Source organism: Bacillus sp. K7 (assembly GCF_053903245.1).
Window position 1 is genome coordinate 3,012,952 of sequence record NZ_CP096406.1, and the last position, 20,922, is coordinate 3,033,873.

At 46.5% G+C, this 20,922-nt stretch carries 22 protein-coding genes and 2 pseudogenes; 7 read left to right on the forward strand and 17 right to left on the reverse strand.

The window, feature by feature from the left end:
* Positions 1 to 159: 159 nt before the first annotated feature.
* Positions 160 to 1,212, reverse strand: coding sequence for a spore coat-associated protein CotNH (gene cotNH / locus M1D98_RS15425; protein WP_268453766.1), 1,053 nt, complete (start codon positions 1,210 to 1,212; stop codon positions 160 to 162).
* Positions 1,213 to 1,364: 152 nt separating this feature from the next.
* On the opposite strand from cotNH, the gene M1D98_RS15430 reads away from it, so the two are divergent.
* Complete coding sequence (locus tag M1D98_RS15430; RefSeq protein ID WP_010329966.1) at positions 1,365 to 1,865, forward strand: phosphatidylglycerophosphatase A family protein; 501 nt, start codon at positions 1,365 to 1,367, stop codon at positions 1,863 to 1,865.
* A gap of 26 nt (positions 1,866 to 1,891) precedes the next feature.
* Here M1D98_RS15430 and nucF read toward each other — a convergent pair whose 3' ends face one another.
* From nucF to M1D98_RS15445, 3 genes are read right to left on the reverse strand one after another with little or no spacing between them, the layout of a single operon-like run.
* Complete coding sequence (gene nucF / locus M1D98_RS15435; RefSeq protein WP_268559488.1) at positions 1,892 to 2,662, reverse strand: 5' nucleotidase NucF; 771 nt, start codon at positions 2,660 to 2,662, stop codon at positions 1,892 to 1,894.
* Positions 2,663 to 2,690: 28 nt separating this feature from the next.
* Positions 2,691 to 3,125 (reverse strand): DUF86 domain-containing protein, encoded by a 435-nt coding sequence (locus M1D98_RS15440; RefSeq protein ID WP_268559487.1) that lies wholly within the window; start codon positions 3,123 to 3,125, stop codon positions 2,691 to 2,693.
* A gap of 23 nt (positions 3,126 to 3,148) precedes the next feature.
* Entirely contained in the window at positions 3,149 to 3,424 is a 276-nt protein-coding gene (locus M1D98_RS15445; protein WP_010329969.1) for a YutD family protein, read from the reverse strand.
* 113 nt (positions 3,425 to 3,537) lie between these two features.
* Between M1D98_RS15445 and M1D98_RS15450 the strand changes: the two genes are divergently transcribed.
* Complete coding sequence (locus M1D98_RS15450) at positions 3,538 to 4,173, forward strand: YhcN/YlaJ family sporulation lipoprotein (RefSeq protein WP_268559486.1); 636 nt, start codon at positions 3,538 to 3,540, stop codon at positions 4,171 to 4,173.
* A gap of 15 nt (positions 4,174 to 4,188) precedes the next feature.
* Here the strand turns inward: M1D98_RS15450 and lipA are convergent, their stop codons facing one another.
* Entirely contained in the window at positions 4,189 to 5,085 is an 897-nt protein-coding gene (gene lipA, locus M1D98_RS15455; RefSeq protein WP_010329971.1) for a lipoyl synthase, read from the reverse strand.
* A gap of 235 nt (positions 5,086 to 5,320) precedes the next feature.
* On the opposite strand from lipA, the gene lytH reads away from it, so the two are divergent.
* Positions 5,321 to 6,301, forward strand: a complete 981-nt coding sequence (gene lytH / locus M1D98_RS15460) for an L-Ala--D-Glu endopeptidase (protein ID WP_268559485.1) — start codon at positions 5,321 to 5,323, stop codon at positions 6,299 to 6,301.
* 28 nt (positions 6,302 to 6,329) lie between these two features.
* On the opposite strand, the gene yunB is transcribed toward lytH, so the two are convergent.
* The 6 genes from yunB to M1D98_RS15490 all read right to left on the reverse strand — a co-directional run bounded on the left by yunB (position 6,330) and on the right by M1D98_RS15490 (position 11,019).
* Positions 6,330 to 7,097, reverse strand: a complete 768-nt coding sequence (gene yunB, locus M1D98_RS15465) for a sporulation protein YunB (protein ID WP_010329973.1) — start codon at positions 7,095 to 7,097, stop codon at positions 6,330 to 6,332.
* A gap of 71 nt (positions 7,098 to 7,168) precedes the next feature.
* The gene (locus tag M1D98_RS15470) at positions 7,169 to 7,474 is read right to left on the reverse strand and encodes a YunC family protein (protein WP_010329974.1); all 306 of its coding nucleotides are present in this window, start codon (positions 7,472 to 7,474) and stop codon (positions 7,169 to 7,171) included.
* Positions 7,475 to 7,538: 64 nt separating this feature from the next.
* Positions 7,539 to 8,927, reverse strand: coding sequence for a bifunctional metallophosphatase/5'-nucleotidase (locus M1D98_RS15475; protein ID WP_268559484.1), 1,389 nt, complete (start codon positions 8,925 to 8,927; stop codon positions 7,539 to 7,541).
* 19 nt (positions 8,928 to 8,946) lie between these two features.
* A complete protein-coding gene (locus M1D98_RS15480) occupies positions 8,947 to 9,768 on the reverse strand; it encodes a sulfite exporter TauE/SafE family protein (RefSeq protein ID WP_268535757.1) in 822 nt (273 codons plus the stop codon).
* A gap of 17 nt (positions 9,769 to 9,785) precedes the next feature.
* Positions 9,786 to 10,634, reverse strand: coding sequence for a DUF72 domain-containing protein (locus M1D98_RS15485; protein WP_268559492.1), 849 nt, complete (start codon positions 10,632 to 10,634; stop codon positions 9,786 to 9,788).
* 37 nt (positions 10,635 to 10,671) lie between these two features.
* On the reverse strand, positions 10,672 to 11,019 hold the full coding sequence (locus M1D98_RS15490) for a YunG family protein (protein ID WP_268559482.1): 348 nt from the start codon (positions 11,017 to 11,019) through the stop codon (positions 10,672 to 10,674).
* Between the two features lie 109 nt (positions 11,020 to 11,128).
* Here M1D98_RS15490 and M1D98_RS15495 point away from each other — a divergent pair, with 109 nt between their 5' ends.
* Positions 11,129 to 12,397 carry a glycosyltransferase gene (locus M1D98_RS15495; RefSeq protein WP_456279697.1) on the forward strand — a complete coding sequence of 423 codons (1,269 nt, stop codon included), beginning with the start codon at positions 11,129 to 11,131 and terminating at the stop codon, positions 12,395 to 12,397.
* 15 nt (positions 12,398 to 12,412) lie between these two features.
* On the opposite strand, the gene M1D98_RS15500 is transcribed toward M1D98_RS15495, so the two are convergent.
* Complete coding sequence (locus tag M1D98_RS15500) at positions 12,413 to 13,753, reverse strand: allantoinase (RefSeq protein WP_456279698.1); 1,341 nt, start codon at positions 13,751 to 13,753, stop codon at positions 12,413 to 12,415.
* A 174-nt stretch (positions 13,754 to 13,927) separates the two neighbouring features.
* On the opposite strand from M1D98_RS15500, the gene pucR reads away from it, so the two are divergent.
* Together pucR and M1D98_RS15510 are read left to right on the forward strand one after the other, a co-directional pair.
* Entirely contained in the window at positions 13,928 to 15,523 is a 1,596-nt protein-coding gene (gene pucR, locus M1D98_RS15505; protein ID WP_456279699.1) for a purine catabolism transcriptional regulator PucR, read from the forward strand.
* Positions 15,524 to 15,533: 10 nt separating this feature from the next.
* Complete coding sequence (locus M1D98_RS15510; RefSeq protein WP_162985576.1) at positions 15,534 to 15,695, forward strand: hydroxyisourate hydrolase; 162 nt, start codon at positions 15,534 to 15,536, stop codon at positions 15,693 to 15,695.
* Between the two features lie 118 nt (positions 15,696 to 15,813).
* Here M1D98_RS15510 and M1D98_RS15515 read toward each other — a convergent pair whose 3' ends face one another.
* On the reverse strand, positions 15,814 to 16,506 hold the full coding sequence (locus M1D98_RS15515; RefSeq protein ID WP_121643227.1) for an aspartate/glutamate racemase family protein: 693 nt from the start codon (positions 16,504 to 16,506) through the stop codon (positions 15,814 to 15,816).
* A 411-nt stretch (positions 16,507 to 16,917) separates the two neighbouring features.
* Between M1D98_RS15515 and M1D98_RS15520 the strand changes: the two genes are divergently transcribed.
* Positions 16,918 to 17,019, forward strand: a complete 102-nt coding sequence (locus M1D98_RS15520; protein ID WP_121643228.1) for a YjcZ family sporulation protein — start codon at positions 16,918 to 16,920, stop codon at positions 17,017 to 17,019.
* A 307-nt stretch (positions 17,020 to 17,326) separates the two neighbouring features.
* Here M1D98_RS15520 and M1D98_RS15525 read toward each other — a convergent pair.
* The 4 genes and pseudogenes from M1D98_RS15525 to allC form a co-directional block, all read right to left on the reverse strand.
* Positions 17,327 to 17,770: pseudogene (locus tag M1D98_RS15525) on the reverse strand (aspartate phosphatase); the annotation flags it as partial.
* Positions 17,771 to 18,183: 413 nt separating this feature from the next.
* A pseudogene (locus M1D98_RS15530) lies at positions 18,184 to 18,318 on the reverse strand (XdhC family protein); the annotation flags it as partial.
* A 52-nt stretch (positions 18,319 to 18,370) separates the two neighbouring features.
* Positions 18,371 to 19,621, reverse strand: coding sequence for a (S)-ureidoglycine--glyoxylate transaminase (gene pucG, locus M1D98_RS15535; RefSeq protein WP_121643230.1), 1,251 nt, complete (start codon positions 19,619 to 19,621; stop codon positions 18,371 to 18,373).
* A 17-nt stretch (positions 19,622 to 19,638) separates the two neighbouring features.
* The gene (allC, locus tag M1D98_RS15540; protein WP_268539357.1) at positions 19,639 to 20,877 is read right to left on the reverse strand and encodes an allantoate deiminase; all 1,239 of its coding nucleotides are present in this window, start codon (positions 20,875 to 20,877) and stop codon (positions 19,639 to 19,641) included.
* Positions 20,878 to 20,922: the final 45 nt, after the last annotated feature.

A 20,922-nucleotide genomic window follows, 5' to 3' on the forward strand; every position in this document is an offset into this window, starting at 1 on the left:
CACCTTTCATATAATTGTCCTCTCTAAAAAGACAATTGTTAACTCAACACAGACATATAAGTTACAAACATTATATAAGCCCGCTCCTGTTTTGACAAGATAGCAATCGGCTGAATTTTACGAATGTAAACGCTTAACGTACTGATATGACAAGATTCTTTATTTTCTAATTATTTTTGTCAGATTTTCTCCTCTTCTCAGGTTCCCTTTGCCGAGCCAGCTCACGCGGGGAACAAATGGCTTCTGCGTCCGCATATTCATGAATTCCTGTGCTGTATTGAGAAATTGCTCATAGCGTCCGCAATCGTTCAGAATGAAGTCAAACTGTTCTTCATAATAATGCTTTTCTGATTCTGATGACATGTAGTAACTCTCTACGATTTCAAAATAATGAAGCGGAAAGAGCAAACGGCTGTACAGGAGACGTTTTGAAAACGAAGACAGCGGCGTGACTTTCTCATATTCCTGTAAAAAGAAAAAGCCCTGCTGATGAAAATCTTGTCTGTGATGCAAAAACGTATGCCTCATATACTCAGCCAAATCGCGTGAAGCGTGGTCAAATACCCAATCAGCCGGAATCCTGATTAAAGATTCGGATGACCACGTATGCCTTTCCATCCGCTGATGGCATATCGTTCCTGAGTCAGCGGCTTGGGGTTTGTCATCCAGCTCAGTGTCCACTAAATATTGGATCGCGTTTTCTGACAGCCCTAGATAATATGGAAATGATTCGATCATTTTTTTATCAAATGGCTCGTGCGGAGGGGTCTGAACCTTTCGTTTCCAAAACACTTCCAGCTGATCAATGCGTTTTCCCCACAGATCTTTCCACTGGCCGATTCTTCCGGCTGCCTTTACTTCATACGGGTACCCTCTGCCTTTTCGGTGGAATTCCGCAAGTTCCGCCCCAATGGAAAGCGCCCGATTTGAATAAGGCGGCGCCGCCTTCAGCAGAGCGTACGTTTTCCCCTCATATTCAAACGTCAGCTCACCTTCTTTTGTAAAGATAAAAATCGAAACGTATGGGTCAGTTTGTTCTTGTAAATACTGACTCATGTAATAAAGCTCCGTCAGCTCTGTCTCTGAGAATTGGGAAACGGGGACGATCAAAAAGAATGAATTCGGTGTCTGAAAGCATTGATAGGTGCGCTGGTACGTGGAAAGCTGCCTGATGTGAATACCGTATTTTTCTTTTATTGTGCCTTTCACCATGATCACCTGCCTGTTGAATTAGGGCTCATCACATCGTAGTCATACACGGCCGGAATTATGAATACATATTTTCATCAGACGAAGGCGCAAGAAAAAGTCGTAAACATCTTAACTATTTTGTATAAACTAGTAAAAAAGATTGGGTGAAGCTGATGTCAGAAAACGAACAAATCAGTCAGATGGAAGCAAAAGCAAGAGCACGGATGAAGGAGCGCGGTGTTGAGGTGTCAGACATTGCCGAGCTAGTCTTTTTCCTGCAAAAAAAATATCATCCGGATTTACACATTGATGAATGCACGTTGAACGTCAATCGCGTTCTCGCAAAACGCGAGGTGCAAAACGCCATTTTAACGGGCATTGAATTGGATGTGCTTGCTGAGCAGAAAAAACTGTCTGAACCGCTGCAAACGATGCTGGAAACAGATGAAAGCTTATATGGAGTAGATGAAGTTTTGGCTTTTTCCATTGTGAATATTTACGGATCGATTGGGTTTACGAACTACGGTTATATCGATAAAGAAAAACCCGGAATCCTCAAACATTTGAATGATAAATCAACCGGCGAATGCCATACCTTTCTAGATGACATCGTCGGCGCGATTTCCGCCGCAGCCTCAAGCAGGCTCGCACACCGCGCGCGGCATACAGAATAAGGGCACCCTTTTGGGGCGCCCTTTTTTTAAATGTATGGAATCCATTCAGTCAGAGAGTCGATGGTGTGAGTCGGTTTTTCCATATCATCTGTCATGTGCTCTCTTTTCGTTACGCCTGTGTGCACAAGCAGTGTATCCATACCGGCGTTCATGCCGGCCATAATATCCGTCGCGTAGTTGTCGCCGACCATGAGTGTGTCGGACACATCCGTGCCGAGAACGCGCATCGCCTGCTCCATGATGATTGACTCGGGCTTGCCGATAAATATCGGCTGTACGCCTGTGGAGACGGTTAGTACCGATGTCAGTGAACCGTTTCCAGGCAGGAGGCCTCTTTCAGTCGGAATTGCAATATCTCCGTTAGTGGAAATAAAGCGGGCGCCATTTCTGATAGCCAGGCAGCCGACAGCAAATTTTTCGTATGTAATGGAACGGTCAATCCCGACAACGACAAAATCCGCGTTTTCTTCGCCAAATGTCAGGCCGTTTTCTTCAATCGCCTGACGGATGCCTTCTTCCCCGATCACATACACAGACGCGCCTTTTTTCTGCTGGGCGATATGCTGGGCAGTCGCCATGCTGGTTGTGAAGACCTGCTCTTCCGTTGCCGGAATATCAAAAGATACGAGCTTGTCCGCCACCTGCTTCGGTGTGCGCGAAGAATTGTTTGTCACGAAAAGATAGGGAACTCCACGATCTTTCAGCGTTCTGACAAATTCACACGCTTCCTCGATTTTTTCCGTGCCATTGTACATCGTTCCGTCTAAATCAATTAAATATCCTTTATATGTTTTCATGTCCAACACTCCTGTGGCTTTCCAGTTGTTATTTAAACGCGGAAACAGGGCCAAGCTCTGTTTCCAAGTAGCTTCTGATCCGTTTCGGGAAGGCTTGAAGAGCTGTCTGATGAGCCGCGATCAGCCTGTAAAGCTCGGCGCTGTCAGCGAGCAGGTACTGCTGAACCAGTGTTTTGCGGTAGGCGATCAATTTCTTGAGCACAGCTCCCTCTTGTTCCGAGACGACTTTTTCATCAACAAGTATATCCATAATGTCATCATAGCTGCCCGGGTCCCGCATAATAAAACCATCAATCATGTCATTGCCAGTATCCAGAATGCACTCGATTAACAGGTGGCCTATACGCTGGAGCGCCATTCTCTCGATTTCAGACTGCCAGTCTCTTTGTGAGTTGAAAAGCGCCAGCTGGTGCTCAAAGAACCCGAGTGTTTGCTCGATCTTATTTCTGTCAACAAAATACATGACAGCATCCCCTTTGTGTATGTTTATTTTCTGATTCGTTTCAAGACAAAATACGCACAGCCGAAATTGCAGTATTCGTAAATGTATTCATCTAGTGTGCTGATTTTCGTTTCGAAGGTTGCCTTTTGATTCTGGTCGTCAAAGAAGCCCTTGAGCCTGAGCTGGCCGTATCCCCAGTCTCCCACAATATAATCGTATTTATTTAAAATATCAGAGTAGCGGGCTTTGAAAGCCTCTTCGTTGAAGCCGTCTTTGACATTATGCACCAGGTCAAATTCGGCATTTTGAATAAGAATCATGATCTCACCTCTTTTTCACTCATTCCTATCATAATTCATTGCCCCGTCCCCATCAATTGCTAAAGAATAAATCATGCGATTTGGCTACCCTACACATGAGGAGGGATTTAACAATGAAACGAACTGCAATCAGCCTGTGCCTGTTGACCGGGCTTTTATCCGGGTGCGGAGGCAAAGGGTTTGATAATGCCGGGCAAACTGCCCAAAATCAGACGCAGAACCAAACCAGGCCCATTCATGTGTCCGACCGCAACGAGGCTTTTAACCGGCATGATGAGAACGAACAATTTGGCTATGTCCGCTATCAAAAAGAACAATTCGACGGCGAGCAACAGGAGGTCCCCGTAATGAAACGGGAAGAAACCGCTCACATCATCTCAAGTTTAACGGTTCAGCTTCCCCATATTCAAGAGGCTGCAACGCTGGTGACTGATCAAGAAGCGCTTGTCGTATACAAAACCGATACCAAAAACCGGGAGCTGACGGCCGATCAGGTGAAGAAAACAGCCGCTTCAGTGATTCCTCGTTACTATCATGTGTATATTTCCGATCATCCAAACCATATGCAGTCGATTGAAAATTTCAGAAATCTCGGCTCCGGTTCAAGGGATATCAGAGAAATCATGTCGGGGACGATTCAAGAAATGAAAACCTCCCCGCAAGGAAGCCCCGTCTCAGAGAATGAAAATGCCAACGGAGAAACCCGCCAGGACATGAAAACCGATAGGAATGACAAAAACGCCAGATGATCTGGCGTTTTGGCATTACGCTTGTGCTTGGCGCTTTTTAGATGCTTCGTTCACTTGTTCATCCGCATGATAAGAAGAACGGACAAGCGGACCGGCTTCGCAGTGGCTAAAGCCTTTTTGCATCGCGATTTCCTTTAATTCTGCAAATTCATCAGGGTGATAGTATTTTTGGACTTTCAAGTGTTTCTTCGTCGGCTGGAGATATTGGCCAATTGCCATAATATCCACGTTGTTTGCCAAGAGGTCGTCCATCACTTCAATAATTTCTTCCTTCGTTTCGCCAAGTCCGATCATGATGCTTGATTTTGTCGGAATATCAGGCTGCATTTCCTTCGCGCGGCGCAAAAACTCCAGCGAACGGTCGTACGTTGCGCGCGCGCGGATTCTTGGCGTCAGGCGGCGAACCGTTTCGATATTGTGATTCAGGATATCTGGGCGTGTATCCATCAACGTTTTCAGGTTATCGTAGTTCCCGCCCATATCAGACGGGAGCACCTCAATTGTCGTGAACGGGCTTTTTCTGCGGATCGCACGAACGGTTTCCGCGAAAACGCCAGCCCCGCCGTCTTTCTGATCGTCACGCGCTACAGCGGTAATTACCGCGTGTTTCAGGTTCATAAGGGCGACAGAATCCGCTACGCGTTCAGGCTCTTGCAGATCAAGCTCAGTTGGAAGGCCCGTTTTGACCGCACAGAAACGGCATGCTCTAGTACAAACAGAACCTAAAATCATAAATGTCGCTGTACGTCTGACCGCCCAGCATTCATGAATATTCGGGCACTTAGCTTCTTCACATACGGTATGCAGATTGTTTTCCCGCATAAGTTTTTTGAGCCCTGTATAGTTTTCATTTGTATTTAATTTGATTTTGAGCCATTCGGGCTTTCTGAGGTGTTCGTCTTTCTTTGCCAATTCCCATCATCTCCAATATCCAATATACTCAAATTTCTGGCACGAAACATTCTGAAAACGAGAAAGGTGCAGATTTCTTTTCCGCAACATAAGTCATAGTTATCTAACTAAAGAAAGTCTTTTCTTTAGACACTTTACCATAGGAAAAATTTCTCGACAAGGGAAGATGATTACTGACATTTTTAAGCCGGCTTGCCGCAAACTATGTGTATTCAATATGAAAGGAGATTATGTTGTGAAAGTTTTCTTATCCGCTCTTCTTCTCCTTTTGTTTGCGTTTGATCCTACTGCATCTGGAAAAGAGCTTTCAGATCGAGTACTGTCGAAACGGATGGAATTATATCATAAAATCGAGGCTGTAACGCAGATTCCTTGGTATGCGCTCGCCGCAGTAGATCAATACGAGGAAAATGTGCGGAGCAACCGAAAAGACCTGCCTGACAAAGCTGGCATCATCAGCATCTATATACCCGATGAAATCTGGAGCGGCCCTGAAAACCCGAATCCAAAAGATGACGCGCCGTTAAGCATTAAGGTGTTTGACGGGATCGGAATGGATGGTGACGGTGACGGAAAAGCCGAGGTCAGCAATGATGATGATATTTTGTATACATTCAGCCAATACTTGCTGTCGTATGGCACAGATGAGGACAACATCCGCATCGGGCTTTGGAATTATTACAGGCGTGATCAAACAGTCGGGATCATATCTGAATTCATGAAGTTATTTAAAGCTTACGGACATATTGATCTGGGCGAGCATGCGTTTCCGCTTCCAATCAGAACCGATTACAGCTATCGGAGCACGTGGGGAGATGCCCGCGGGTTTGGAGGGAGACGGATTCATGAAGGCACGGATATCTTTGCCCATTACGGCCTTCCTGTCAGGTCCACCTGTTACGGCGTAGTTGAAATGAAGGGCTGGAACCGCTTCGGAGGATGGAGAATCGGCATCAGAGACATTAAAAATAACTATCATTATTTTGCCCATCTTAATGGGTTTGCCAAAGGGATAAAAACAGGACAAATCGTTGAGCCCGGCCAAGTGATCGGGTCAGTCGGCAGCTCAGGATACGGCCCGCCGGGAACCGCCGGAAAATTCCCGCCGCATCTTCACTACGGCATGTACAAAGATAATGGAAAAACCGAATGGTCATTTGATCCATACCCGCATTTGAGAGCGTGGGAGCGTTATGAATACAAAAAAAAGAAATAATGAAAAAGCCGCCTCTTGGACAGGCGGCTTATTTGTTGCTTTTTTCATTTTTCACATCGGCACTGTCCTCTTCTTTGCTGCTTGGAAGCTGGACAGAAGGGGTGACACCTGAGCCGCCGCTTCCGTTGTAAAACTGCGGCACTTCGCCCTGTACTGCTTTAATCGACACAGGCACATTATTTGTGATGACAGCGGTTTTGCTTGCGAACGGAATGATGACCTTCACTTTAATTTCGACAAAGATGCTGATATCAATAAGTGCATTATTAATGCCATACGGCTTGATTTTGGTTTTGACATCTGTAAACGCGTCACCGATTAAATTGAACCGGACCGGGATTTTCGGCCCGAGGTTTCCGAGCAGACTGTTGCCGGTTACCTGTCCGAGCGGAATGTTAATCATAATATTTTCACTGGCGCCGCTGTGCCCGGTGTGGGTTTCCATCTCTTTCAGATGCGCCTGAAGCTGCTTTGTCACTTTTGTTTTCACGCTGTTTACAACCTGTGTATTAAAATCAATTGTCGTTAATTTTCCGTTTTCATCAGAGCTCATTTGAAACATATCTTTCATATTTTCACTGTCAGACATATAATCCTCAATCGAATCCTGGATTACCTCTGTTGCCACACGCTTCGTTTCCATCTCGCCGATGCTCATTAAAACAGGTTTAATTGAGCTATTGATCATCCAAAGGCTGACTGTTGTCGAAAGAATAAAAAAGGCAACTGACAAGAGCAGCACGTACCGGAAAGGCAAAGGTCCTCTCTTGCGAAAAGGGCCGCGGTATCTTGGCAAGAAAATCCCCCCTTACATATCACAATGTATGCTTGTAAGAGGGGACATAGTAATAGCTGGGCCAAATTATTTTATTTCACCATTTTCAAAAGCGCTTCTCTGCCGCTCATGCCGGCATGGATGCCGAGATCTTCCGCAGCATATGTGACGGATTCTAAAGGTGCGTCTAACAGCTGGTCAATGGTGCGCACCCCAACTGCGCGCCCCGCCACTATGCCCCGCTCCTTTAATTTTTCATTCAGCAGCGCCACATCAAGCGCCCCGCACATAATGTATCCATGATCATTAGTGACGGCCATAAAATTTGTTTTTGGAAGCTTTACTGTCACAGCTGTAAAAGGCTGTTCTTCTATCATGATTGGTGTCAGATTTACCACGTCAACCTCTCCCTTCATTCATCACTTTATGATGAAGGGCAGAGCTTGTTGTGGGCTGACCGCCTTATTGCGCGAGCTTCCAAGCGAGCAGATCCCGCAAAAATTCCGGCATGAAATATTCTTTGTCTGCGGCGTCGCGGATGATCGGGAACAGTCTGCCGAGCGTAAACATGTCTAGCACGGCAACAGAGTATTGTTTATGTTTATCAATCTCTTCACCGTTCAGTGTGACGCGTGTGACATGAGTTATCCCGTCATCCAGCCGTATTGTTTCTACATCAACACCCGCGTACACCATTTTCCCCATTACTTCTCCGCGGAAGCCGAGCCCTTTAATCCGGAGCTGCTCCATTTGTTCGGAAGCGGCGTGGACAATGGTCTCTTTCAGTTCTTCTCCCGTCAGGCGGACAGCCACCGGGTTGATCGGATGAGGACAGATGCGGTGCAGATCCAGCTTTGTCACAGGACCCGCTTTCAGCGGACCGAGAATGACACCGGAATTCACCATGCTGATGTCCGTCCCGCACCATTCCTTTAGCGCGAATGCCAACAGCAAAGGCAGCTCTGATTCTTCAAACCACTTCACCTCAGCGTCTTGCGCAAGCTCCGCAACGGCTTCGGACAGCTTATCTTCGGCTTCACGTGCTTGTTCACGAAGAAACACTTTTGTTTCTGCGGATTCTCCCGTCCATTCCGCCATGTTCTGCACAGACGCTGTTTTGCTGATAATGCTTCGCTCTACGCTGTCGATTGTCATTTCCACACAGCCGACATAATGCCCGTATTTCTCTGCGCTGGCAAGCAAAACACCGTTAACCACTTGTCCATCTTCAAGCAAATGATGGGTGTGTGATTCAAGGATCACGTCAATCTCTGGCACCGCCTCAGCCACTTCCTGATCATCAAGAATGCCTAAATGCGATAGGAGCACGATGATATCAGCCTGGCCTTTCACTTCCTGAATGGCTCCCTTTACGCTTTCAAGGGCATCGGTTACTGTCCATCCCAGCTTGTCATAGACGGGATAATACGGCACTGTTACGCCTAAAAAGGCGATGGACATGCCGTTTCTCAATGATTTGATATGGTAAGGAACCGCCCAGGACGGCCGGTTCCCGTTTTTGTCATACAGATTGGAGACGATAACGGGAAATTCAGCATGATCATATAAGGCAGCGAGCTCTTCATGCGGAAGCGTGATCCCTTCATTATTGCCAATTGCCGCTCCATCAATATGAAGACGGTTTAACAGATCGACATTCGCTTTTCCGGAAGTCGCCTCTGTTACGAAATGAAAACGATCAAGATGATCGCCAATATCAAAAACGAGCGTCTCTTCGCTGTCTGATTGATGCTCTTTTCTTTTCTGCTCGATATAATCTACAATTTTCGGCCAGTTTTCAAAATGGCTGTGCAAATCATTGGTATGATATAAGCGGAGCTTCTCCTTCATATTATCTCTCCCTAATCGTTCAGCTGAAAATGCCTTCATAAATGAGCTGGCATCCGATCAAAATCAATACGATCCGCATGATCATGACGATCGTTTTCGTCTGCATTTTTCTGTTGATGGCGGCGCCAAGCTTTCCGCCGAACCAAGCGCCTGGCACAAGCGCGAGGGCGTACAGCCAATTGACGTGCCCGGACATAATATGTGAAACAGACCCTGTCATTGAGGACAGGAATATAATAAACATGGACGTTGCCACCGCAACCTTCGGTGGGAACAGAAATAACAGCATCATCGCCGGAACCATCAGCGATCCGCCGCCTATTCCGAACAGCCCGCCTAAAAAGCCGACAACAAAGGCGATCGCAATGCCGACAGGGGCCTGATAGGAGTACGTATACGGCTCACCGTCCTCATCCTGGAATGTCCGAATTATTCCTTTATGGGCTTTGTTGATCGGCCGGGCTTTCGCTTTCAGCATTAGGCTCAATGAAATCAAAATCATAAAAATGCCAAACCAAATGGAAAACGAGTTTGAATTAAACAGCTTTGACACATAAGCCCCGATCAAGCTCCCGGGACCTGAACCAATAAAGAATATGAGTCCGCTTTTATAATCAACGGTTTTATATTTAATATAAGCCAAAGTTGAAGAAAGACCCGTAAAAATAATGACCAAAAGCGAAGTCCCAATCGCGATCTGCGGTGTCACATCTTGAAACAGCGGCGTCACTGTGCTCAAAAACATCAGAGACGGCACGATGACAATTCCGCCGCCAAGTCCAATCAGGCTTCCTACCGTACCTGCAACTAACCCCAATACGGCCAAAATCACAAACGACATCAGTAAAAACCTCTTTTCTAAAATAAATCGAGCTGTCTCGGCGCAAGTCCGCCATACTCGATCTCAAGCAGTTCAAGCATCTGCTTGCCGTTATCCGCGGCGTCTCCGCCGGAATTGTTGTTGAATAGGACAAAAACATCCTTACATTGCCGCTGCAATTCATTCAGGTGCTGTTTCCAATCCGTCAGTTCCTGTTGGTTGTAGCGGTATAAGTACCTGACCTCCCGCCAGTTTTTCCCGCCATCGGGCTTCATCCAACCCTGCTTGTTGCGCCCGTGAAACCTGACGAGTGTTTTGTTTTCATCGGTCGCGCGCAGCACAGTCGGCACACTGCCTTCTCCGATTTGCGGTTCATCACAGACACTGTGAATCCAGCCTTCCTCTTTCATAAATGAAAGTGTCTGCTCATAAAATGGCGGCGAAAACCAGGAGCGATTCCTGAATTCAAGCGCACATGGGATATCGCCCATTTGGCGCTTGCACCATCTCAAATAAGCGACATTCTCCTTCTTGCAGTCAAACCACGGCGGAAATTGAAACAGCACCATGGCGAGTTTATTGCTATGTACATATGGCGTTAACGACACCTTAAACGCGTCAAACATCTCCTCTTTTGAGTCAAAGGGAATGCCGCCGCGCTGATGCCCCGTCATGCCCTGATACGCTTTCACGATAAATTGGAAGGTTTCCGGCGTTTCCTTCACCCATTTTTCATTATTTCGCGCTGGCTGAATGGCATAAAAACTCGCGTCTAATTCAACGATCGGAAAATGGGAGGAATAGGCCTGCAATTTTTTCTGGCTGGGCGTTTTCGGCGGGTAAATGCTGTCATGATCCCCCCATCCCGTCAGTCCGATATAAATCACATTCATTCACCTCTCTCCCAGTTTATCACACGTGTTTTCAGGTTTCCTCGGAAATGCTGTTCATATGGAGAGAAAACGCTGAACGAAGATGCAGGTATTGTTCCTCATTCGTATCTAGAAACGCTTCTTCTCTTGAGGAAGGGATATGCTGATAGTCAATCGGCGCTTGAAACTGTTCACTCGTAAAGTCATACACCACGCCGTTGATGCAGTTATAAAAATGCCAGCTCTCACCGACTTTTGTTTTAAAAATGGCGCCGCCGAATTGATCCTGAATCACCAACGCCGTCACACCGCGTTGGCCGCATGCCGGGCATTCTTCGGTCCATTTGGAGCTCGTATGGCGCGACCAAGATTGTTTGAGTATGTATGTGACATGTTCCAATTCCTTCGCCTCCTTTAAAAAAAGATACCACGTTGATTCCATTTTAAAAACTGATAGGTGCTTATGTGTGATAAATTAGTGGTAATGAATGACATTCTGGAGGCGAATGATGAAAATTAACCTGCTGACGATCGGTACGAGGGGCGATGTACAGCCTTTTATCGCATTAGGAAAAGAATTATCAAGACGCGGACATCATGTGCAGATTTGCACCGAAGGCTCGTTCAAAGATCTAGCCGAGAAAAACAGGCTCTCCTTTTCAGCAATCAGAGCCGATTACGCAGATTTGACGCAATCAGAAGAAGGAAAAAACATGCTGAAAGGAAATCCGCTATCCATTGTCAGCCAGATGAAAACCGTCATTTATCCGATGATGGAACAAATGTTAGACGATATATGGGCCGCCTCTATAGATGCAGAGGCAATCATTTATCATCCAAAAGTATTTGGCGGATATGATCTCGCCGAAGCCCTGCCCATTCCTGCCTTTATCGCTCATCCGGTTCCTGTTATAGCTCCCACCCGCCAGTTTACTAATCCTGTCTTGCCATTCGCCATGCGAAGCGGAACGCTTAACAGGGCCAGTTTTCAAATCAATCGATTAATGACCGCAGCGTTTTTTTCGCTGATTAACAAGTGGAGACATGAGACGCTCGGCCTGCCCGATAAACGTTCTGTTTTTCAAGATGATTCCGTACTGAATGGAAAGCACATCCCTATTCTGTATGGGTGCAGTCCTTCCATCATTCCCTTTGACCAACAATGGAAAGGCCGTGTTTCGATGCAAGGATTCTGGTTTTTAGCTGAAGATGACTGGACCCCTCCACCTGAGCTCTCGCGCTTTTTAGAACCGGGACCGCCTCCTTTTACCGTTAGCTTTAGCAGTATGCCATTACGAAACCCTGATCACATTGTGAACATGCTTCAGCTAGCATTCAAAGAAACCGGGCAGCGTGCCATTTTGCTGACGGGGTGGAGCGGGATTAAACAGATGACAGCTTCGACCCATATTTTTACATCCAACTCCATTCCTCACAGTTGGATTTTTCCTCGATCACGAGCTGTCATTCATCACGGAGGGGCTGGGACTACGGCCGCGGCATTGAAGGCCGGCAAACCTATGGTGATCTGCCCATTCTCTGGTGATCAGCCTTTTTGGGCTAGAAAGATGCGAGACATTGGAGCAGCTGCCGCCCCTCTGAAAGAAAAAGAGATGTCAGTTGAAGCCTTCATTTCCAGAATCAACGAACTGGTCTCCAACCATACGTATTCTCAACGTGCATCTGAAGCTGCCGCTCTTATTGAAAAAGAAGATGGAATCAGACTTACTGTGGACTTTATCGAAGAAAAACTAGAGGAAAAAACCCCGGCAACATAAATCTGCCGGGTTTATTTACAATGGGACGACCAGCGCTCCGTCAATTCCGCTGACTATCTCCCCATCACTGTAGACACACCGGCCTTTACTGTATGTGGCCGAAATGCGGCAGGGAAATGTATGTCCTTCGTAAAGGCTTAGCTTATGCTTTGCAAACATCGATTCTCTTGTGACAGTGTACGGCTCCATAGTGACGAGCACAAAATCCGCATCACACCCCGCTTCAAGCCGCCCTTTTTGCTGAAGGCCGAAACGTTTCGCAGGTGCCGCCGCTGTCCATTCAGCGATGGTTTCAAACGATATCTGATGCTCAAGCGCAAGTTCCAGCATCCCTAACAAAGTGAACTGCCCGCCGCTGATTCCGCCCCATGATAAAAACAAATTATCCTCCCGCTTTAAGGACGGACGGCAAGGAGAGTGGTCTGAGGAGACCATGTCAATATGCCCCGCAATGAGCGCCTCGATCAGCGCCTCCTTTGATTGCTGTGAACGGAGCGGCGGCGCGCATTTCGCGACAGAGCCCTTTTCCCGTAAAGCGTCATGGCTGAACAAGACATAATGCGGGCATGTTTCGAGCGAAACATCAAGCCCTTCCTGTTTCGCCTCCCTGATCAGCCGAACCGCTTTCGCCGTGCTGATATGGACGAAATGAACCGGACAGCCTGTCACCTTCGCATACTGAATCGTGCGATACACCGCTTCAGCTTCAGCTTCCTCCGAGCGGGAGGCAACATACGCATCCGCATCCACCTTTCCTTGATTAGCCAAAACCATCTGCAAATAGCTTGTGATTGCGTCGCTCTCCGCGTGAAGAGCGAGGATTTTTCCTGCAGCCGCGATTTCTGTCATGCCTTTGAGCAAGGTTCGTTCATCAACAGAGCGGAACTCGTCTGTGCCTGATCTTGATAAAAACGCTTTAAATCCGATCGCACCTGCTTCAGCCATTGGGCGGATGTCATCAATATGGCCGGGCACGAGGCCTCCCCATAGCGCAAAATCCACGGCTGATTTTCGCCTGCCCAGTTCAGCTTTTGCGAGAAGATGTTCTGCCGTCACGGTTGATGGGATGCAATTGAGCGGCATATCAAAATAAGTGGTGCAGCCGCCTGCTGCCATCATTCTCGAACCTGTTTCAAACCCCTCCCAGTCCTCTCTGCCCGGTTCATTGAAATGAACATGGCAGTCTATCGCACCCGGAAACACATATTGTCCATTTGCCTGGATCGTTTCTGCCCCGTTTGCTTCAATGGCAATTCCAATCTCGGCAATGACACCATTTTGAACCGCAATATCAGCTTCTTTCACGCCGTCTGGCGTAACTGCCTTCGCACCTTTTATCACCATATCGTAAGCCATTATCATACCCCCATGTCAGGTTGACGATTTTTTATGTCAGTTTATGTAACACAATCCATTCTATTTTCAACAGTTTACTGCTACTATGATCGTATTACATCAGCAGAACCGCTAGAATTCCTCTTGAAAATTATTCATCTTAACCAATGTTTTGATAGAAAAGGAGAATGCCAAATGAATATTTTTGATGTGATGAAAATACCGGCTTATGAAAACGCCCATTTAATCGCTGGAAAAGCAGGAGGAGAAAGAGAGGTTCAGCATGTCAATATGATGGACGCTCCGGATATCGCAGACTTTCTGCATAAGAATGAATTGCTCGTCACCACCGCATATCACTTGAAGGATCATCCGCACCAGTTATCTGAACTGATTCAGCAAATGGCAAAACGCGGCTGCGCGGGCCTCGGCATTAAAACAAAACGCTACCTGGAGGATATCCCAAAAGAAATTATCGAGCTGGCCGATTCATACGCGTTTCCGATCATTGAGCTACCAGAACACATCCGCCTCGGCGATATTGTGAATGCAACACTCAGCCACATCCTTGATATGCGTTCTAACGAGCTGCAGCAAGCCATTTACGCGCACAAAAAATTCACAAACCACATTATGAGCGGCAAGGGGCTGCAATCTCTCCTCAAAAAGGTATCAGACCTCCTTCAGCTTCCTGTGCTGCTACTTGACCAGCATGCCAACATGCTGTCTGCGTCCCATCAGATTTCATTTGAAACCGAAAAGCTGAAAGGAACCCTACATACGATATCAGGGCCGTTTTTCACTTGTTTCTCTATGCTCTCGAATCAAAAAACCTATTCTGTTCTTCCTATTTATAATCACGAAAAAAACTGCGGCTACCTGCTGATACCGGATATGGTGCAGGCTGGCGACAAAGGGTTGATTCTCACCATAGAACAAGCGGCCAACGTGATTTCATTTGAACTGCTGAAGGAAAATGCGCTGAAGCAATACGGCCGGCGGGCGCGCAATGAGTTTTTCAGCAATTTTATTGAGCGGTCATTTTCTTCAGACGATGAAATCAAAAGCCGGGCGAAGGAATTTAGGCTGCGCTGGGATCAAAAATACATGTGCATTGCGGGAAAACTTGACCGGAATGATGAATCAATCAGCTTTACAGAAAATCAGCTCGCCTCCGATGGCGTATTCGAGTTTCTTGAAGGCGAATTATCAGCCTTCCCGTTTCCGCCCCACTTTTTTATGAAAGGAAATGTCGGCATTATTCTGATTGAGGCGACAGACAGCTGGAGTGAAATGCACGCCTCGGTGATCAGCTTTTTAGAGCAGTTCCAAGCACAAGTCAACGCTCAATGTAAACGGACTGTGTCCTTTGGCATCAGCAATATATGCCAAAGGCTCATTGATGTTCCCGACGCGTTCACCGAAGCTTCAGACGCTCTGCAATCAGGGCATTTGTCAAGAAGCACGTCGTTTATTCAGGTGTATCACGCAAAAGATGTGCCTGAGCTTCTCCGCCTGCTCCCGGTTGAGGATTTGAAGAAATTTTACAACTCTACGCTTCAAAGCCTCGCTGAAAAACAGCAGGAGGATCAAAGCCTGCTTCATACGCTGTCTGTCTATCTAGAGACACACTGCCAAATTTCCGAGACGGCAAAACGCCTTTACGTCCATCGCAATACGGTCATCTACCGCCTTGAAAAATGCGAGGAGCTTCTGGGCAAAAGCTTAAAAGATCCTGAAACGACAATGCGTTTGCGGCTTGCCTTACGGATGCAGCGGCTGATCAGCTAATGTTTGTCATATTCTCTTACAAACTGAATCGTTTTTCGTCACTTTCAGCAATAACACCTGTCTTTTTCGGCTACTGTATCCATTTTCCCCTATTATCACCGTCCGTTTTCAGCTTGCAGATCCAGATGCGAATTATCATATCCCGCTTTTGCTGTCGCCGTCAGGTGTATAGGGGGAGTTAAGAAGAAGGAAGCCCGCCGGTGAGGCGGGCTTCCTTTTTCCAAGTTGGGTTACGCCCAGACCGACATGTACGCCTTTTCTAACATCCCTTTTCACTTGACAACACACAGCTAAATCGAAAGAGATGTACGCGCTGCGCTATGAGCATGGATGAAAGCCGTATCAAATAATGGCACTTCAGAATCCTCTGCTTTTACCAATAATCCAATTTCAGTGCATCCGAGAATAATCCCTTTTGCACCTCTATCCACCAAATGATTGATAATCTTCTTATACATATTTTTGGACGATTGTTTGATTTCACCTAAACACAGTTCTTGATAAATAATATCATTGATTACATCTCTTTCCTCATCAGTAGGCACAATGACATTGATATTGTGAGACTCAATACGTGATTTATAAAAATCTTGTTCCATCGTATATTTAGTACCAAGTAATCCTACTGAACGAATCCCTTGCCTAGTGATTTGATCGGCAGTTGCATCTGCAATATGTAAAATAGGGATAGTGATCATTTCTTGGATATAGGCAATTACTTTATGCATCGTATTTGTACAGATTACTATAAAGTCTGCACCGGCTTTTTCTATTGATCTCGCTGCTTCCCCTAAGGCTGCACCTGCTTTATCCCAAGCCCCTTCGGACTGATAGTGTTCAATCTCATTAAAATTAACACTGTATAAAATGCACTTTGCCGAATGCAGCCCCCCTAATTTCTTTTTTATCTCCTCATTGATCATTCGATAATACTCAGCTGAAGATTCCCAACTCATTCCGCCAATAAGACCGATCGTTTTCATAAGTCCACCCCTGATTAAATTTTCAGAATATAATTAGTCATTCTAAAGTATAGGGTCACCCAATACAATCATTAATTTTTCAGAATAATAGCCTGTAAGAAGGATCTGACATTTTTCCATTTAGAAATCCCGCTTTCCACAGTCGGATTTCCTTTTCCCGCTCCACTTTTCTCATCCTGCAAAATTCCGCCATTCCAGCATAAACTCCCTTCTTCCTTTTTCTATGTCTACGTCAGACCGAGTGCAGATTTTTCTGACCAACAAGCCATTGCTGCGTGTTCAAGCGGGATTAATTGCATTCTGTGTACACATTTAGACACAATATTCATTTTTTCTTTTTTAGACCTAACTCTATGTCGAAAATGATCGTCTGGCATTTCTTTCACTATCCTCACGATAGGAGGTGGCAATATGGGTTACTCAAATGGATATGGCAGCTCCTTCGCTTTGATCGTAGTGCTATTCATTTTGTTCATCATTGTCGGAGCTTCTTTCTTCGGTAACTTTGCCTAACTCCTCCGTGTGTGAGCACCTCCTGTTCGACAGACGCCATAAGAAGTTTTTATGGCGTTTTGCTATGTGATTACAACTCATACCTGGGAACGTTTCTGTACTGGGCAAATATGTTTCAAATTCAATTGTGTTTAGACATAAAAAAGACCCTCCGTTTTAGAAGGAATTATAGGACTCATCGTTTTTTCAGGTTTGAAGACGATCTGAAGCAATATGAAATATGTTTTGAGTTTGGTTCTTTGTAAAGTCTGTACCGAAACCACATACTAAAACAAATGACAAACCTAGGATAATGCTTAACCTCTTTTTAAAAGTCATACAGGCATTCTCCCCTTTGAATTTGTGTTTGAGTTTCAACCATTTTCTGATGATAAACATAGGATGTTTCAAATTCTTTTGAGTTTGCATAAGCAGCTGCGGTCTCACAGGCAATGTCTTCAACATACGAATAGTTTTTATTCTTTTCTAAGTATTCTATGGTTTGATTCACTCCATGTTGATCCACCGCATCGACGTAAAGAGCTTTTAAATAACTCTGTAACTTTGCGAAAAGCTCATCACCTTGATAAAGAGCTGCTGACAACCCTTTCTTACTTATTTGGACAGCTTCATTCATTTTTCCTTGTTTAAAAAGGATTTTTGCATAAGAAAATAAAGAATGTGGCAAGTTTGTAAGCTTTTCTTTTTCTGTTATCTCCACAGCCTGCTTCATGAATACTTCCGCTTGCTCGTAATCGCCACTGTCCGCAAAAAAACGCAAATTGTTTTACACTGCTCCTTTTATCAAACTCTTTGTAACAACGTCATAATCTATATTTGAAAAAACATAATTTGTTTATCGATTACTCTAGAGGAAGCTTAAAAGAAAGGTTGATGGGTTTGAATTTATATTTAGTAACAGCACTTGTCATATCAGTATTGTTAAATGTAATGTTATGTACTCAGCTAGGAAAGTTCAGAACAAGCCGAACTTCCAAATGGAAAGAAGGCATGGGAATGAACACTCCTTTCGCTGCGTTAGTCTGGGGTTTCCTTGCTATAACTATTGTTTTGAGTCTTATAGGTTTATTGGCTGGTGTTAATAATTGATAAGAGGAGGAACCAAAGGAAGTACTTAGGATCCTTCAAAAATAACGCTGGCAGCTAGATACGGTTTCAGGCGTCAAGCTTCGTAACGGCTGTGACAGTTTTGCCTGAATGAAGGCAGTCACTCACTCTAGCAAAGTACTGCCTTTTTTCCTGAGTGATTCGCTCCGCATGAATATGAATCATGCCGTTGCATCCAGCTCCCATGCCCCAGACATATCGTCCTCCGGCTAAAAAAGCTTGCGGCGTTCCCGCAAGCTTTTCTTTATACCGCTGTCTGGCGGCCGGCGTTTTCATACACATCAAGCGCCGCTTGGAGCGCTTTTCCCGCTTCGATCCCTGCGCCATGTCTCAGCAGCATAGCCTCTAACCCGGCAAGCACGAACAGCACGTTTTCTTTTCTGCAGCTGTAACCCATCGTTCCGATTCTCCAGATTTTCCCCGCCAGCGGGCCGAATGAGCTGGCGATTTCGATGCCGAATTGCGCCAACAGCATGTGGCGGACAGACTCGCCGTCAATGCCGCCGGGGATTTCTACACAGGTGACAACAGGCATTTTGCAGCTGTCATCTCCAAATAGCTTCAGCCCCATGGCCCTAATCCCTGCTGCTAATGCGGCCTCATGGCGGCGATGCCGCTCAAAACGGGCTTCAAGACCTTCTTCAAGCGTAAGCCTGACACCCTCACGCAAGGCGTACAGCATCGTCGTTGCTTCAGTATGATGATTGAGCCGTCTTTCGCTCCAATAATCCTCAAGCTGGCTTAAATCAAAATAATTGCTTGTGATCGGCCGGTTTCCCGAAAGCGCCGCCCTGTCCGCTTGTGTCGCAATCCCACGCTCTACCTTTTTACGCGCCGCAATCACATCCGCCACCCGCTCATTATATGTAATCGGCGCCATTCCCGATGGAACAGACAAACATTTTTGCGTGCCGCCGATGGCTGCGTCAATGTTCCAATCATCGACTTTGACCTCGCAGCCGCCAATCGTCGCAACTGCATCGACAATAAACAATGCATCCTGGGCTCGGCAGGCTTCGCCGATTGCTTTCAGCGGGTGAATCCGCCCTGTCGATGTTTCCCCATGCACCATTGCCACAATTTTTGGCTTTACTTTTTTCATTTCCCGTATGATATCATCCGGATCAAAAACCGTTCCCCATTCACACTCAAGCGTGTGAACATTTGCCCCATACCGCTCAGCAATTTCAGTCAGCAAATAACCGAAGCGCCCATAAATGGGAATGAGCACGTCATCTTCCGGCTCGATCACACTCGCAAGAACCGCTTCGATTCCCGCCCGTGAAGTGCCGTCAATTGGGTATGCCCAGCGGTTTTTCGTTTGAAACAGCTCCCGGAGCATTTCCATTGTTTCATTCATGATACCCGTAAACGCCGGATCAAATTGGCCGACAACCGGGGTGCTCATCACTCTTAAGACACGCGGATCTACCTCCACAGGCCCCGGCGTCATAATCGTTCTTAACGGGGTACATAGTTCTTTTCTGCCTGACACAGCCATTCCTCCCTTTATCAGTAAGCCAGTTTGTATAATAAATCAGCCAATGCGCGGACACCGATCTCAAGCTGACTGGCTGAGGTGTACTCCTTCGGTGAGTGGCTGATGCCGCCGCGGCTTGGCACGAACAGCATACAAGCCGGATAGCGTCTTCCGATCATTTGCGCGTCATGCCCTGCTCCGCTCACCATTTCCTCGCAGCTGATGCCGTTTTCTGCCGCTGTTTCAAGAGCCGCAGCCTTCAGCCTTTCGTCCATCGGCACAGGCTCTATCTGCATATATTCATCAATATCGGCGCGAATCCCTTTTTGATGGCAAATGCTGTTGATCACAGCAGCCATGTTGTCATGAAATTGCTCGAGCACGTGCTGATGCTGATGGCGAATATCGATTGAAAACTGTACGCGGCCCGGTATAACATTGGCCACATTGGGCTCTGCCGTTATCTTTCCGCATGTCAGGCGGAGCTCATCCGGCTGCTCCTCCGACCGCAGCAGCAGCTCATGAATGATGCGGCTGCTGGCTGCAAGCGGGTCCTTGCGCCATTTCATAGAAGTGGTTCCCGCGTGGTTACATTCCCCCTCAAGCGTGACGAGATATCGCCTCTGCCCCGCAATACTTGTTACGATGCCAAGATCCCGGACTGACATTTCCAACGTCTGCCCCTGTTCAATATGAAGCTCGACAAAGGCGCTGATATCTGTTCTGCGGGGAGCCTGATACACCCCTTTACCAAAACCGCACTCATACATCGCTGTTTGCAGAGAAACACCTGATTCGTCTCTCGGCTCTTCTGCATCCTGTCCAGAAAAAACACCCGTCATATTCCCCGATCCCCAATAGGTCATTGGAAAACGGCTGCCCTCCTCCTCGCATAAGGAGACCGCTTCGAGTGTTTTTCTCGGTGCTCCGTACGTTTCTTTGAGCTGCTTGATCGCCAGCATGGCCGCAAGAACGCCGTAAGCGCCGTCATACTTTCCGCCATTGATGACGGTATCGATATGTGACCCGGTTAAAATGACCTCATCCGGGGACTCGGTGCCTGAAAGCCTTCCAAACACATTGCCGACATCATCGAATCTTGTTTCAAACCCGAATGAAGACATTTCCGTTTTGACTGCGAGCTGCGCGTCCATCCACTCTTTTGTGTACAAAAGCCTCGTTACGCCGCCGTCCGCAGATGCGCCGTATTGGGCGAGCCATTCAATATAATCTGTGATGCTGTTTTTGACTGAAAGCTTCTGCTTTTCCATGTACTCCCCCCTCTGGCCGTTATGGTGACTTCATTATAGAAGGAG